Below are 15454 nucleotides of genomic sequence, written 5' to 3' on the forward strand. Positions count from 1 at the left end.
CTAATTGACACCGTTAGGCGTACCTTGGAAATTACCTGGAAAAATAAGGTAGTAATCGCCGTTAAGGTATTGCTCACCAGATATGTGATAGTGGTATTCGGCATCTTCAGCGTCTGAGCCGGTGAATTGAGTTATGGCGGTATGACCGTTAGATTCATCCAAATCGGTGGGGTAATCGACACTTGAATAACAGCGTCGACCATAAATGAAAAAGCCATCAGACATAATGCCCACCAGACTATCATCATCGTATGAAATCGCCTCTGGCTCTAAATGATAGTGATAAGTTTGCGGGCCGGTATGCGCACCGTTTCTATCGAAACCTTGAATAACACCAAGAGACACATCACCGTTTCCTTCCGAGTCATTAAAAATAGGTGCGCCGCTAGTGGCAATACCAATAGCGCCTAACGGCGTGGCCGATGAGGAACTCGCCAACGCTGGCTCTATGGGTACAGTTAATGTAAATACATTAATATAGTCTTCAATGTCACCTGGTGAACGGCGTTGGTCAAACAACTCAGGATCTTCCGGCTCGACATAAAGCCCGCTTTCGTTGCCTGAATCCCAGTATGAAGACGTATGATTAGGTTTACCATTGGCTTCAACTGTCACGTAGCAACCATCCGATGAAAGCACTGCAGTGACGTTAGGTGAGGTATTGAACTCTAAAAATATGGTGGGCAATGAAGTAACAGGGTTATCACAGGTTCCACTGTTGTCATCTGTGCCACTTGAGTCGTCGACTATAGAGACAGAGTCCACCGTGTCTGTACTACTACCTCCTCCACCACAAGCACTTAACAAAAGTACATTCGCGACCACCAGAGCACTTGCCTGCAAACCTTTCTTCACCATGATTATCTCACCTATTAACGACGTGTGACAAACAAGAGTACAGATGAAATGTGCAGAAACTGCACAGGAACAGCGAATTTATAAAGGCTTTTTAAAATCACGTCATCAACGTAAAAGATATTGAAAGACTGACTGTGGAAGGTAACTTCAACGCCTTTTACGGCAAGTAAGAGAACGTATATTCAAACATTTACGCCGCAGGTTGCGATACTGATGCGACGCTATAGGTTTACTCATCCTACGTGCAAGATGAAGAAGATTCTTCGCGCGGGGATTTTTTACACTTTACCAAAGAAATGTAGTTCAAGATTGCGCGATTTAAGGAAGGATTCATCATTTAGGATTTGATTAACTGTGTCGTCAAATTTTCTTTGCGGTACGCCTAATACGCTGACGGTAAAAACCTTCACGCTGAGTGAGTTTCACAGATATACCGCAGAAAAATCAACCTCTACAAACGGCACATTCTAAGATAAGAAGGAACGAATAAATGAAATCGATTGGTCACATTATCAAGGTAGCGATATTGAGCACCCTGATTGCAGCATGTGGTGGCGGTGGAGACAGCGGGAGTCGTGATTCGGGCTATTCAGGCAACAACGATGGTAATGACACCAACGTCCCCGCCGAGCCTTCTAGATTGGTATGGGACACTCAACTCCCTGTGGCTAGCTTCGCGTATTATTCATCGGTGGCGCTAAGTACCGACGAACAAACCTTATACGTGGGCACAGCTAAAAACGTACGAAACCCTTCTGCGGGTAACGATGTTGTCGCAGCCTATAACGTAGATGGCAGTATACTATGGCAACACTCGCTGCCAAACGGAGAGGAAGTTCGCTCAAGCCCCGTGGTGCATAACGATACTATTTATGTACTCGTAGAGAAACGTTCCGGTGAGTTCACTAAAGCCTATCGCGATCTCATTGCATTAAATTCTATCGGCGCACAGATTTGGCGTAAACGGGTGTCTACCTACCCAAATCAAACCGGTTCTGGACTATCCAAAGTTGTCGCCTATAACAATCAGATTATTTATACCGGGTTAGATATTTACGCATTTGATGCCGCTACTGGCGACGTGCTTTATGAGCGCTTATGTCATTGTAGCGAGCGACAAGACAGATTTATGAACGGCGCGGTAAACCATAACGGGGAATTAGTGTTTTTTGATGAAGGCAAAGTGCTCAAGCTGAATTTAACTGACTATACCTTATTAGGTGAATTCAAAGACGCAGAAACATTCGAATATGATCTGGTCCTTTCCACACCAGCCATCGATTCAAATAACAATATTTACTTTGGCTCAGAAGCTGGCATCTTGTACAGCTTTGACGATAACTTAGCGTTGAGATGGCGTTTCGAATTAGGCACGCCTGATGTGATTGAGGCCCCACATATTCGCTCATCAGTGGCCATAGATGAATCCCGTTCTACCCTTTATTTTGGTACAAAAAGTAATGAAAACAGTGAGTTTTACGCCTTAGACATGAACGATAAAAGCGTTAAATGGCAAGTGGCTATTCCAGGGGATATCTACGTTTCACCCGCCATCGGCGACAATGGCAACGTCTACTTTGCCTCGGAAACCGATTACCTATACAGCTATAATCCCGCTGGCGAATTAGAGTGGCAGGTTGATTTAGAGGTAAATGTGACTTGGTCATCCCCCGCCATAGACAGTAACGGCATTTTGTATATTGGTGGGCTGTCGTCTTCTGATTTATCTGCTTCAGACGCCACGGGCAAACTCTTTGCGATACAAACCGATAGCACCGGACTGATGCCAAATACATGGTCTAAACTTCATAAGAACAATCAGAACACAGGTGCGGGTCAGTAATCTGTGTCTGCCCTACGCTAATGTCAGCAGGGGTGCAAATTAAGTACAAAGCTAAGCACAAAGCCATTCAATAATGAATGGCTTTGTTATATCAAGGATTTCCATTTAACCACGCATATGGTCACCTGCCCCGCTATGCGCACCCCAAATACACTTCAACCCGCTTTTGCTACAGCGAACATCCCAGCATAAACCGCAACTGAAAATAAAATTAACTTGATCTGGATCAATAAGCGGCATAAACTTTCAGTAATTTCTGAAACTTCATACAGGACAACTCTTATGAAAATGACACCACTCATTACGTCTGCGGTGATGCACTTCGGTGAAATGGGAAGTCGCTGGGGATTTAACCGTACCGTGGGGCAAATTTTAGCGCTTATTGTGCTAAATGAAGAGCCCATTTCTGCCCAAGAAATTGCGGATGCCCTCAACATCTCGCGAGGTAACACCAGCATGGGACTAAAAGAGTTACAGTCGTGGCGATTGGTGAAGCAACATTTGGTGCCTGGCGAGCGAAAAGATTTTTTCATTCCCGCTGGCGATATTTGGACACTGGCGAATCGTGTGTTTGAAGAACGTCGCAAGCGAGAAATTGACCCCACGATGAGTTTGTTGAGGGACTTGCTGCTTGATGAAGCCGCGAATGAAAAAGAGGCGAACGCGCAACAAAAGTTGAACGAAATTCACGATTTACTCGAATCAATTACGGCATGGTCTGAAGAACTTCAGCACCTGGGGCCTGAGAAGTTAAACACGCTGATGAAGCTGGGATCTGGCGTGGGTCGTATGCTTGAGCTAAAGGACAAGTTATTACCGGGCAAAAACAGCGTTAACTAAGGGGGCTATCTGTGGATGCATTCTTGCTGTCTCGATTACAATTTGCGTTAAATATCAGTTTTCATATTCTGTTTCCTACCATCACCATGGCAATGGGCTGGTTTCTTTTCTATTTTAAATTACGTTCAAATACCTCAGGGCATCCCGTATGGATGCGTATGTACCGATTTTGGGTAAGGGTGTTTGCATTAAGCTTTGCGCTTGGTGTGGTGAGCGGCGTGACGATGTCGTTTCAATTTGGCACTAACTGGCCAGGATTTATGGAAAAAGTCGGCAATGTGGCAGGCCCTTTATTGGGTTATGAAGTCCTCACCGCCTTTTTCTTAGAAGCCACGTTTTTAGGTATTATGCTATTCGGCATACGCCGTGTGCCGAACTGGCTCCATACCGCCTCCACACTGATTGTGGCGTTAGGTACCACGACTTCTGCCTTTTGGATTCTGGCGCTGAACAGCTGGATGCAAACCCCGCAAGGCTTTGAAATGGTTGATGGCGTCGTGTATGCCACTAACTGGAAAGAGATTATTTTTAACCCTTCCTTTCCCTATCGATTTGTTCACATGATGTTGGCGTCTGGATTAACCGCAAGCTTTTTAATCGCCGGTTTGTCTGCCTATAGAATGTTAAAGGGCGACGATAAACTTGCACCTAAGTTAGCTCTTAAAACGGCCACTTATACTGCGGCAGTGCTTATTCCATTACAAATCTTTGCCGGTGACATGCACGGGCTAAATACGCTTGAGCACCAGCCCCAGAAAGTGGCCGCCATGGAAGGGTTGTGGGAAACCACCGAGGGTGCGCCTCTGCTCCTATTTGCTATTCCAGATGAAGAAAGCAGGGAAAATCACTTTGAAATACCCGTTCCTTACGGCGCTAGTCTTATTCTTACTCACGAATTACAGGGTGAAATCAAAGGGCTAAATGAGTTTAAAGGAGAACATCCCCCCGTGGCACCAGTGTTCTTTGGCTTTAGAGTCATGGTGGGCATGGGCCTATTAATGCTCGCCGTGTCTTGGTTAGGTAGCCTTTATCATCTACGTAATAAAACCTTGCCCACTTGGTTGAAGCGCACTTTTGCCGGTATGGCCTTTAGTGGCTGGATAGCCACCTTAGCAGGTTGGTATGTTACTGAAATTGGTCGCCAGCCCTATTTAGTGAGCGGCGTGCTTCGTACTCAAGATGCGGTAACTCAGTTACCCCCGGCAAACGTTGTGCTCTCGTTCTCCTTATACGCCATTATTTATACGGTTTTACTCTTTGCCTATATGGGAACGTTAATGTTGATGTGCCGTCGAGCAGTAGAAATTGAAGAAATATCTACTGAAGAAAGAGAAATGGCGAAAGCCGGAAAAATGTCCCCAGCAAATACATAAGGAGGCCACATGGTATTTGAAAATGTTTCTGCCGACGCCTTAGGTAATATTTATATTGGATTACTGGGTTTAGCGGTGCTGCTTTACGCCATTTTAGATGGCTACGATTTAGGGGTGGGCGTATTGCTTCCCCCTCGAAATGAAAAATTTAGAGATGACATGATTGCCTCCATTGGACCTTACTGGGACGCAAATGAAACCTGGTTAGTATTGGCGGTTGGGTTACTGCTTTTTGCGTTTCCTGAAGCACACAGTGAGGTACTACAGAGCTTGTATCTACCGGCCACCTTTATGCTACTGGGCCTAATATTACGCGGTGTCTCTTTCGACTTTCGCGCAAAAGTGGTTCAGGTTAATAAACGCAAGTGGGATTTAGCATTTAAGTACGGCTCTTTGCTAACCACCTTAGCGCAAGGTTATATGTTGGGGATATATGTAACTGGGCTACGCAGCGATTTATGGGCGCAGATGTTTGCTCTGTTAGCGGCATTGGGTGTCACTGCTGCTTACGCGTTTATTGGCAGTTGTTGGTTAATTTTAAAAGCGGAAAATCAATTGCAAGAAAAGGCCTATTATTGGGCAAAACGCGGATTAGGTGTTTTATCTATAGGCATTGTCGCGGTGAGTATCGCAAACCTAACACTGCACGACGAAGTCAGGGAGCTATGGCTATCAGCGCCGTGGGGTTATGTGTTAATGGCCATTCCTGTCGCTTGTTTTGCACTGTTGTCTTTGTGCGGCATGCTACTGAAAAAACTTCCAGAGGCGAAAGGCAAAGGAGAATGGCTGCCGTTTTTCATCGCCCTCTTAGTCTTTGTTCTTTGCTTTAGTGCGTTTGGAATAAGTTACTACCCCTTTGTTATTCCGGGTAAACTGACCATCACAGACGCATTGAGTGACGCAAACTCCTTACGCTTTTTACTTGTAGGCGTGGTGATTGTGGTACCTTGCATTTTAGCCTACACCGCTATGGTATATAAGATATTTTCAGGCAAGTCGGAAAAGCTCTCGTACTATTAATAAATAGCCTAAAGGCGCGTTTCCTCTTATATACTTTGCCTATATAGTAAGCATCACTAAAATGAAGTGGTGCTTACTCTTTTCACCATTTATCATTTTTGTTACGCACTTTTGTGTGTGTGAAGATGCGATCTTTCTTCAATTTTTGATCTTTTTCTCGTCCCAGCCATTACAAAATTTTAAGGATAAAGTGGAAACTTGCCTTAAATGTAAGCAAATTGTTACATGCATCTCATTTTTCACTCTATCCATAATAACTATTGACATTAAACTGTAATAATACTATCTTTTATTTGGGGCACTATTTATACAGAAGGAGCATAAAATGGTCAACGTTCTCCATCCGTTTTCTCGGTTCTTCAAGCGTGCACACCCCTATACAGTCGCTCATTATATTGGCCGTAAGAATGCACAGCGTATCTTAGGATGTAAAATCAAAAAGAAATCCAAGATTTTCGCGGAACAGCAAAGTGAAAACGAACATCATTAATTGATATGGGTCTCAGTTGAGACCCATTTTTTTTAGCTAAGCTTAAACTTGTTAGTGAGTATATTGAGGTTGCTGGCTAATTGAATCAAGGTACCAGATGCCTTTTCTACTTGTTCGTTATTACCGGAAATATCGCTCCCTAACCCGTTGAATTTATCAACCACGGCTTTAACGTTTTCAACTTGCTGCTGAGATTGTGATGCCAGAGTTGCCGCTTCTTGGCTAACCGCAACCAAAGATGAAATAGTGGCTTCTCCTTCGGTCAGGCTATCCACCAACTCGTTAGCCAACGAAACAGAAAAGTGCGCCTTATCTTGATTCGAACTCATGGTAGCCCCTGCGCGCTGGATAGCGGTGACAATTTTTTCCAGGATGTCGTTAATTTCTAACGTGGACTGATGTGTACGCGCAGCTAAAGTTCTAACTTCATCGGCAACCACTGCAAACCCCCGTCCAGACTCTCCTGCCCTCGCCGCTTCAATAGCTGCATTTAGCGCCAACAAGTTCGTTTGAGCAGCAATGTCAGCAATGGTTTTCACCACGCTAGATACGTTCTCACCTTCGTTTTGCAACGTCACTAAAATATCGGCAGTTTGTTCGATATCGGCCGTTAAATCAGAAATGGCAGTGGCTGTTTGCTGGACATTTTCGCGCCCTAAGCGCACATCGCCAGCACTCTGCTGCGCTACTTGAGCTGCGACCTCCGAGCGCGTCAAACTTTGCGACATACCTTCGTGTAACGCATCCATAATGACGACAAGAGCATCGATTTCTAGACGCAGATTTGCTACCGAAGTGGTCGATGCCGAACTAGATTGCGTCAGCACTAGCGTTGCATTATCTATACCGGTAGCAGCTTCCCTCACATCTTTCAGCCCCGCGTCAAAGACGTTAACAAGCCCTTGAAGACTGTCTGTCATTCTATTGAGTTCTTGCGTTGAATGGGCAGGTAAAACTGTCACTAAGTTTCGAGTCTTTGCTAGCTCGTCGAGTTCGTCGGCCATGCAAGCGATGGGTTGAGCGATACTTCTTTTCGTTAACCAAAACGCAATAAGCACAACTGTACTCAAAATAACAATGAGTGAATAAACCACAATTTGACTGGAAAATAACTGCGCTTCTATTTCTGCAGTGCGGCTATTTGCCGCCTTTGCCACTGATACCCGGACTTCATCAAGCCCTTGTTGGAATTGGCTAGCCAGTTGTGTAATACGCTGTAAATCGGAGCGGGCCACATCCCAATTTACGCTGTCTGCGGTCATTGTTTCAAACAGCGCATTTAATGAAAAAGACAGTGCCTCATAGTCTTGAAGCAAGTCATCATTATCTGTATACCCTAGGGAATAAAAGGCCGCTAGCGTAGATCCCTTGATACGATCAAACTGCTCATCAAACTCGCTAGCTTCTAAAGTGTAACCATATAGTGAGTACCCTATTAGTACCATCGACTTAGTGTTTGCTTTAATATTATCTATGTGTTTTAAGGCGGGTAGTGTTTCAGAAACAAACATATTAACGTGCCGAGCCACCTCCCTATTGTTGAGTGTTAGCACAGCCGCCGCTAGCAGCGTGACAAAAAGCACACTCGCATAGCCTGTTAGCACGCGAGCATTGACGGTATTGAGCATATTGAGAGCACTCCGGCAGGGTAAACACACGTCTACACAATGAAAATAAAAAACGTTTCAGTATAGATAGACCCGTGTTGCGGAGATTTTCTTTCGGCGCAACTTAAACCCGCTTTAGCGGTTTACTGCTATAACCACCAAGGTGCAGTGAAATTGACGTTTTCACTCGGTATCACATGGGTGAATGGTGGCGTAAAAGGTGCCCAAAAAACGTCTGCATAATCTTTATCGTGGATAACGAATTTACCCTGCTGCTGGTATTGTTTTAACAAGGTAGCGTAGGCTTCAATCGGCGTTAATGGGTTTGATTGTTGGAATATTACCTGCCCGCCAAATTTCTCATACAAGGCTTTCTCTCGTTGCCATTGCAACACTTGTTCTTTGGCTATTTCATCCGTGTCGGTATCGGACAAAGCTTGCTCAGTGAAGTCGTTTTTAAAACGCGCTTTGAATTTGGCGACCAAGGTGGAATCTAGCGGGATGACATCTTGAGGAAAGAAGTCCCCTAATACACCCTCAATGACTTTTTTGGCGAGCACTTGCTTCTTCATCTCTTCAATGATGTCTGCATATTGCTTGGGGTAATTCTTTTTCGTTTCTGCTTTAACTTTATTTTCAATCGTTAAGTCATTGCTATAAATAGGGGAGCCTAGCAAGGTAGCAATGGGCGCTTCATCTGCGAAAGCGTTAATTATTGAACAAAGGTAAATAGCAACAACCCATCCACTCACCGTTTTCAGCTTACTTACTAATAGCCACATACGCATACATCCCTTTTCTTTGTGGTTTCCCGTGTTTCTACTCTATTCAGTGGCGAATGAATAAACATGACAATCTACTACTCAACAAGAATAATGTTAGTACATAGTGTTACTGCAATAGGATTAAACGTCAAAGAGAAAAGCGAGGCATTACGCTTAAAATAGATAATAAGAGAGTGTGCTTGCCAGGTGCAAACAGTGGATGAAGTAAGGAAGAAAGAAAAACGGCGGTCTAATGACCGCCGTTTTTGAATTTCTTAGATGGCTTGCACGTTAGCAGCTTGAAGACCTTTTTGACCTTCTTCAACTTCAAATTCTACGCGCTGACCTTCTGGAAGAGTCTTGTAACCGTCAGAGATAATTGCACGGAAATGAACGAATACGTCCTTACCGCCGTTATCTTGAGTTAGAAAACCATAACCTTTATCAGCGTTAAACCACTTAACGGTGCCTGTAACTTTAGACATGTCGTATAGACCTCAAATATCATTTTAAAATGCGCGAATACGCGCGTGTAGCGTTTGTCTTTAATTAGGCGGAGTTATTGGGTCTTACTTACGAATGGATAACAACTTACAACAAATCACAAGGTAACTTGAGTGGTTCTACATATAGCAAATAATAAAATAATCGCGTCTATTTAAAGACATTTGGCTCAAAGCCAAAGTCACTATAACACTCTTCGGACTGATTAATATACAAATTAATTAAGAAATACAGCATTTCATAAAAATTTCACCCTACCGTAACACGGTTTAGTGGGTATAGCGCCAAGCAACGCACCAACAAGTCAGACCAGTAAGAGCACTTGCGCAAGGTGCGTACCAAGACAGGCCATAAAGTGGCAGAAGTGCCGCCAGTAAAACAAAGGTAGCGCCTACAATACCGAAGTGCATAGCGCGCCTAGATTTCTTCTGCTCTACCATAAGCGCTAAGTGCGATCTTTGCTGCTGCAATGGCATACGTTTCACTTGTTGCAAGCTGTCGTAGAGTAAATCAGGCATTTCCGGCAGTTTCTCAGACCAGAAAGGTAAGTTTGCCTTAACCTTACTTAACATCGCCGAAAAGCCGACTTGTTCACGCATCCAGTTTTCTAAAAAGGGTTTGGCGGTTTTCCATAAATCTAGCTGAGGATACAGTTGCCTTCCAAGCCCTTCTATATAGAGTAAGGTTTTTTGCAACAGTACCAATTGTGGTTGCACCACCATATTAAAACGGCGTGCTGTATTGAATAGTTGCAATAATACATTACCAAAAGAAATTTCTGCCAAGGGCTTTTGAAATATTGGCTCGCATACGGTACGAATGGCCATTTCAAATTCATCAATATTGGTATCGCCAGGTACCCAGCCCGAATCGGCGTGCAATTGCGCAACCTTTCGGTAATCCCGATTAAAAAACGCAATAAAATTTTCGGCTAAATAACGTTTATCTTCACGATTTAATGTTCCCACAATGCCAAAATCAATGGCAATATACTTAGGGTCTTCCGGGTGTTCGGTACTGACAAATATGTTGCCCGGGTGCATATCTGCGTGGAAAAAGCTGTCGCGGAATACTTGGGTAAAAAACACTTCCACACCACGTTCAGCCAGTTTTTTCATATTGGTGTTTTGCGCAAGCAGTGCGTCAATATTGGAAATAGGTAAGCCATAAATACGCTCCATAACCAATACATTATGGCGGCAATAGTCGCTATAGATTTTGGGGACATAGAGGGAGTCGGAACCCTCAAAATTTCGGCCTAGTTGAATACCGTTGGCCGACTCACGTAACAAATCCAGTTCATCGACAATGGTCTTTCTATACTCTATAACAACTTCTACGGGGCGCAAGCGCTTGCCGTCAGGCAACCATCGTTGAAGCACACCCGCTAAACTGAATAGCAACTCCATATCGGCCACTATCGTTTCACGAATATCGGGGCGCAACACCTTAACCACAACATCTTCATTGTTTGTATTAAGTTTGGCCGCGTGCACTTGGGCTATGGATGCTGACGCCAAGGGCGTCTCTTGAAACTCACTAAATAGCTCTGATAAATGGGACAGCCCTAATGAAGCTTTTATAATCTCTTGCGCCGCTTCTGAAGAAAACGGTGGTACTTTATTTTGGAGGCGAGCTAATTCATTAGCGATGGCTGGAGGAAGCAGATCCCGGCGAGTAGAAAGCATTTGCCCAAACTTAATAAAGACAGGGCCTAAGTTTTGTAGTGCTAACGTAATGCGCTCTCCAGGAGAGGTATGTTTATGTTGGTTGCGTATCCAAAAAATACAATGGCGTAAAAAGCGCGCATACCACGGCAGCCACTTGGCGGGAATAAGCTCATCAAGCCCATGCTCAAGTAATACTTTATTTATTCGATACAGCCTTAAAATACGCATGAACGTCTCTTACACTTATTATTTTTTCTGTTGTTCTAATACAGTTAGTCGCGCGTCTAATTTAGCCGCTGCATCTCTCACACTGTTGACTTCATCACTAAAATGCATAACCGCCAACTTATGCGCTGCCAGCTTTTTTTCTTCCACAATTGCGTTTGCCGCAATGCTACTTGTACCTGCCAGTGCCTTTTGCAATTGGGCCTTAACCCTGCCTAGAATACGAAAACTCTGATGAGCTAATACATCATTGGTTTTACCCGCGACAATCTCTTCAGCGTCTATATCTAACTGCTGGAAAAGCGCACTCGCCTGCTGTGCCACGGCTAATTCCCCTTCCACCTGCAACTTATTTTGTTGAATAAGGCGGGTCAGCATATTGGTGTTTTTAAGCTCAGGCAGCGTTTGCAACGAGGTTTTAATACAGCAATCTTTGGAGTTTAATTGCCCGACCATTTCTTCAAACGGCAGTGACACCGTAAGCACATCCACTTGCTGGGAAAACGCCAGCATAATGGCATGGGGTAGCGGGTCAATATAAGCAATGAGCCTTGCTCCATGCAGGGGCGCAAGACGCCCTTGGCTATCGGGGTCGAGTTTCAACACCGCGTTGATTGCTGTTTCAATGGTGGCGCTAATTAATGCTGAGGTGGGCATTAAAATTTATACCCACGGTGTAGAGCCACGATGCCGCCAGTAAGATTTTGATAGTCGCAGTGTTCAAAGCCCGCGGTTTCAAACATACCTTTGAGGGTTTCTTGATCTGGGTGCATTCGGATACTTTCCGCGAGATACTGATAACTTTCTGCATCGTTGGCCACAAGCTGCCCCATTTTAGGCAAAATATGAAACGAGTACATATCGTAAATTTTGCTTAATTGTTCGGAGGTGGGTTTAGAAAATTCCAACACCAACAGTCGACCACCCGGCTTAAGTACACGGTAAATCGAATTAAGCGCATTTTGTTTTTCAGTGACGTTGCGTAAACCAAACGCCATGGTTACCACATCGAAGTGGTTATCAGGGAAGGGTAATGCTTCTGCATCTGCTTGTACGTAATCTATATTACTCACTAACCCGCGGTCACGAAGCTTATCGCGCCCTACTTTTAACATAGACAAATTAATATCAGCCAACGTAACACGCCCCGTAGGGCCTACAAGACGCGAGAATTTGGCTGTTAAGTCGCCTGTGCCACCGGCAATATCGAGTACCTTTTGCCCACTACGTACGCCAGAACAATCTATGGTGTAGCGTTTCCACAAGCGGTGAACGCCCATGGACATTAAATCGTTCATAACATCGTACTTAGCCGCTACCGAGTCGAACACATTAGCAACCATAGAGGCTTTTTGGTTTTTTTCTACCTGCTTAAAACCGAAGTGCGTGGTTGGCGTTTGCGCCGAGGTGGTATTGGTATCATTATCGCTCATGGCATTCCTGTTCGTGCTACTAGCTAAAGGCTAAAGTGTATAGGATTGTTACGGTGAGAAACAGCGCTTTACTTGCAAAAAAGCGCAGGATTAAACCCTGCGCTGGTTTGATCCCCAACTGAAAGCCACCAGTAGGCTCAGCTCTTGTAGCGACCGACCACTTTCTTGTTGCCACTGAGCAAAGGCAGCATTGGCAGCCGTCAGGGTTTTCTTACTAGTTAGCCCACCATCAATGATGTCTTGTTTACGTAAATAATCTTCAACATCGCTGGAAAATAAAAAGGTGTCGACCCCCATTGCTCGCAGCATATACGGGCCTGTATTGCCTCCTAGCCGCGCCCCGCGCTGCTTTAGGAACAGCCACAAATCTGTGATGTTTTCAGCAGAAAATGACGAAACAAACTGTCCAAAGCTTCCGTGTTCTCGCGCCACATCCTTAATCATTAGGGCATTTTCGCGAACCGTCATCACTTTTTTGTAGTTACGAACAATACTGGGGTCAGACGCTTTTTGTTCGAGCATTTCATCTGGCATCAACAAGACTTTGTCTATGTTAAAGTCAAAAAATGCCGCTTCGAAGTTGGGCCATTTTTGCTCTATAACACGCCATACAAATCCGGATTGAAAAACCTTTTTTGTCATGGCAGAGAGAAATCGATGATCACTCAATTTGGCCACGTCGGCACGGGAAAGGGGCGTACTAAGCAATGCTTCCACCGCCGCCTCGCCACCTTTTCGTTCACAAGCGCGCGTGTAAATTTGCGCGAACTTTTCCGCCATTAACCTTTAATCCCGCTGTGTCTGAGTAGGGCATCCACTTGTGGTTCACGCCCCCTGAAGGCCACGAATAAATCCATAGGTGCTTTGCTTCCCCCCATTTCCAAGATATTTTCAAGGAAGGATTTACCCGTTTCGCGATTAAAAATTCCGTCTTCTTCAAACTTACTGTAAGCATCAGCCGACAGCACTTCTGCCCACTTATAGCTGTAATAGCCTGCTGCATAGCCCCCGGCAAATATGTGACCGAAACTATGTTGAAAACGATTGAATGAAGGCGGCACTACCACAGCGACTTCATCTCTAACGGCATTCAGTACTTGTTGTACATCAACCGATGCGCCGTCTTGGCTATGTAATAGAAAGTCAAAGAGACTGAACTCAAGTTGACGTACCATTTGCATAGCAGATTGATAATCCCGGGCAGCCAACATTCTATCTAGCAAGTCGGTTGGAAGGGGGTCACCCGTTTCATAATGACCAGAAATAAAGTTCAACGCGTCCTCTTCCCAACACCAGTTTTCCAAAAATTGACTGGGAAGTTCGACGGCGTCCCAAGGCACGCCGTTTATTCCAGAAACCCCCGCCACCGACATTTTAGTCAGCATGTGGTGGATACCATGACCAAATTCGTGGAACAGCGTAACAACTTCATCATGGGTAAATAACGCAGGTTTGTCGCCAATAGGAGCATTGAAATTACACGTTAGGTAAGCCACGGGAAGCTGTATTTCTCCACTGGCTGTTTCACGGCGTACTCGGCATTCGTCCATCCATGCCCCACCCCGTTTTTTAGCACGCGCGTAGAGGTCGAGATAAAAGCTTCCGCGCAACGCATCCGCGCTGTCGGTAATAGTGAAATAACGCACATCGTCGTGCCAAGTATCGATACCAGGTTGCTCAATAATCTTTAAGCCATAAAGACGGTGTACCACTTCAAATAGCCCCGACAACACTTTGTCTTCAGGGAAGTAAGGACGCAGCATTTCATCAGAAATGGTGTACTTTTCCTGTTTAAGCTTTTCGCTGTAGTAAGGTAGATCCCATGCCTGCAAATCGGTGACTTGGTGGGTTTGTTCTGCGTATGCCCGCACTTCTTGCAATTCATGCTCAGCTTGCGGTTTAGATTTAGCCGCAAGGTCACGCAAGAAAGTTTCAACTTGCTCGGTAGATTCTGCCATCTTGGTGGCCAAAGAACGCTCGGCATAGCTGTCAAACCCGAGTAATTGGGCAAGCTCGGTACGCAGCGCCAAAATTTCTTTAATAATAGCCGTGTTGTCCCACTTACCCGCATTTGGCCCTTGATCTGAGGCTTTGGTGGCATACGCGCGGTACATTTCTTCACGTAACGAACGGTTGTCTGCGTATAGCATCACAGGTAAATAAGAGGGAATATCTAAGGTAAACAACCAACCTTGTAGATCTTTTTGGTGGGCAGCTTGAGCGGCGGCTTCTTTTGCTGATTCAGGCATACCGGCTAGCTCATCTTCATCGGTAATGTGCTTTGTCCACCCCATGGTCGCGTCCATCACATTATTGGAGAAGGTTGACGACAGCTCACTTAGCTTGGCTTGTATTTGCGCAAACCGCTGCTTTTTGTCTTCGGGTAATGCCACGCCAGAAAGGGTGAAATCTCGAATAGCGTTATCGATAACTTTTTTACGTTGCGCATCTAACGTTGCGTATTCTTCAGAGGCTTTAAGTGCTTCATATGCCTGATACAAACCGTGATGCTGCCCTACCCAAGTACCGTATTCTGACAATAACGGTAGGCACGCATCATGGGCTTCGCGCAATTCGTCGCTGCTGACCACCGAATTCATATGGGAAACCGGCGACCACATTTTACTGAGTTTGTCGTCGACTTCCTCTAAGCGCAACACCAAATTTGCGTAGCTATAGTCTTTTGATGCCACCACCTCGTCTATTTCCTGCTTACAGGTGGCAATTGCCTTTTCAATCGCAGGCTTTATGTCTTTCGGCTCAATTGCAGAAAACAATGGAAGGCCGTCTACCTTTTCAATCGCGGGTGTTGTCATACGTCATTCAC

General features: G+C 44.9%; 13 protein-coding genes. 4 read left to right on the forward strand and 9 right to left on the reverse strand.

What is annotated here, in order from left to right:
• Window positions 1-858, reverse strand: coding sequence for a YHYH protein (locus EP13_RS16430; RefSeq protein ID WP_044058225.1), 858 nt, complete (start codon window positions 856-858; stop codon window positions 1-3).
• Window positions 859-1348: 490 nt separating this feature from the next.
• On the opposite strand from EP13_RS16430, the gene EP13_RS19160 reads away from it, so the two are divergent.
• The 4 genes from EP13_RS19160 (at window position 1349) to EP13_RS16455 (ending at window position 5934) form a co-directional block, all read left to right on the forward strand.
• The gene (locus tag EP13_RS19160; RefSeq protein ID WP_081869525.1) at window positions 1349-2701 is read left to right on the forward strand and encodes an outer membrane protein assembly factor BamB family protein; all 1353 of its coding nucleotides are present in this window, start codon (window positions 1349-1351) and stop codon (window positions 2699-2701) included.
• Between the two features lie 282 nt (window positions 2702-2983).
• Window positions 2984-3541, forward strand: coding sequence for a GbsR/MarR family transcriptional regulator (locus EP13_RS16445; RefSeq protein ID WP_044058226.1), 558 nt, complete (start codon window positions 2984-2986; stop codon window positions 3539-3541).
• An 11-nt stretch (window positions 3542-3552) separates the two neighbouring features.
• Window positions 3553-4914, forward strand: a complete 1362-nt coding sequence (locus EP13_RS16450) for a cytochrome ubiquinol oxidase subunit I (RefSeq protein WP_044058227.1) — start codon at window positions 3553-3555, stop codon at window positions 4912-4914.
• 9 nt (window positions 4915-4923) lie between these two features.
• A complete protein-coding gene (locus EP13_RS16455) occupies window positions 4924-5934 on the forward strand; it encodes a cytochrome d ubiquinol oxidase subunit II (protein WP_044058228.1) in 1011 nt (336 codons plus the stop codon).
• Between the two features lie 522 nt (window positions 5935-6456).
• Here EP13_RS16455 and EP13_RS16460 read toward each other — a convergent pair.
• From EP13_RS16460 to prlC, 8 genes are all read right to left on the reverse strand, one after another.
• Window positions 6457-8052 carry a methyl-accepting chemotaxis protein gene (locus tag EP13_RS16460; RefSeq protein ID WP_044058229.1) on the reverse strand — a complete coding sequence of 532 codons (1596 nt, stop codon included), beginning with the start codon at window positions 8050-8052 and terminating at the stop codon, window positions 6457-6459.
• Between the two features lie 128 nt (window positions 8053-8180).
• Window positions 8181-8813, reverse strand: a complete 633-nt coding sequence (locus tag EP13_RS16465; RefSeq protein ID WP_156026774.1) for a hypothetical protein — start codon at window positions 8811-8813, stop codon at window positions 8181-8183.
• 257 nt (window positions 8814-9070) lie between these two features.
• Complete coding sequence (gene cspE / locus EP13_RS16470) at window positions 9071-9280, reverse strand: transcription antiterminator/RNA stability regulator CspE (RefSeq protein ID WP_012519905.1); 210 nt, start codon at window positions 9278-9280, stop codon at window positions 9071-9073.
• Between the two features lie 288 nt (window positions 9281-9568).
• On the reverse strand, window positions 9569-11197 hold the full coding sequence (gene ubiB, locus EP13_RS16475; RefSeq protein ID WP_044058230.1) for a ubiquinone biosynthesis regulatory protein kinase UbiB: 1629 nt from the start codon (window positions 11195-11197) through the stop codon (window positions 9569-9571).
• Between the two features lie 18 nt (window positions 11198-11215).
• Entirely contained in the window at window positions 11216-11851 is a 636-nt protein-coding gene (locus EP13_RS16480; protein WP_044058231.1) for a ubiquinone biosynthesis accessory factor UbiJ, read from the reverse strand.
• Window positions 11851-12627: a bifunctional demethylmenaquinone methyltransferase/2-methoxy-6-polyprenyl-1,4-benzoquinol methylase UbiE gene (gene ubiE / locus EP13_RS16485; RefSeq protein ID WP_044058232.1), complete on the reverse strand. Its 777-nt coding sequence runs from the start codon at window positions 12625-12627 to the stop codon at window positions 11851-11853. Before ubiE ends, EP13_RS16480 begins: the two co-directional genes overlap by 1 nt.
• A gap of 90 nt (window positions 12628-12717) precedes the next feature.
• Complete coding sequence (locus tag EP13_RS16490) at window positions 12718-13407, reverse strand: DNA-3-methyladenine glycosylase I (RefSeq protein WP_044058233.1); 690 nt, start codon at window positions 13405-13407, stop codon at window positions 12718-12720.
• A complete protein-coding gene (gene prlC, locus EP13_RS16495) occupies window positions 13407-15443 on the reverse strand; it encodes an oligopeptidase A (protein WP_044058234.1) in 2037 nt (678 codons plus the stop codon). Before prlC ends, EP13_RS16490 begins: the two co-directional genes overlap by 1 nt.
• Window positions 15444-15454 lie beyond the last annotated feature (11 nt).

The sequence above is a fragment of the Alteromonas australica genome (assembly GCF_000730385.1).
Classification (GTDB): domain Bacteria; phylum Pseudomonadota; class Gammaproteobacteria; order Enterobacterales; family Alteromonadaceae; genus Alteromonas; species Alteromonas australica.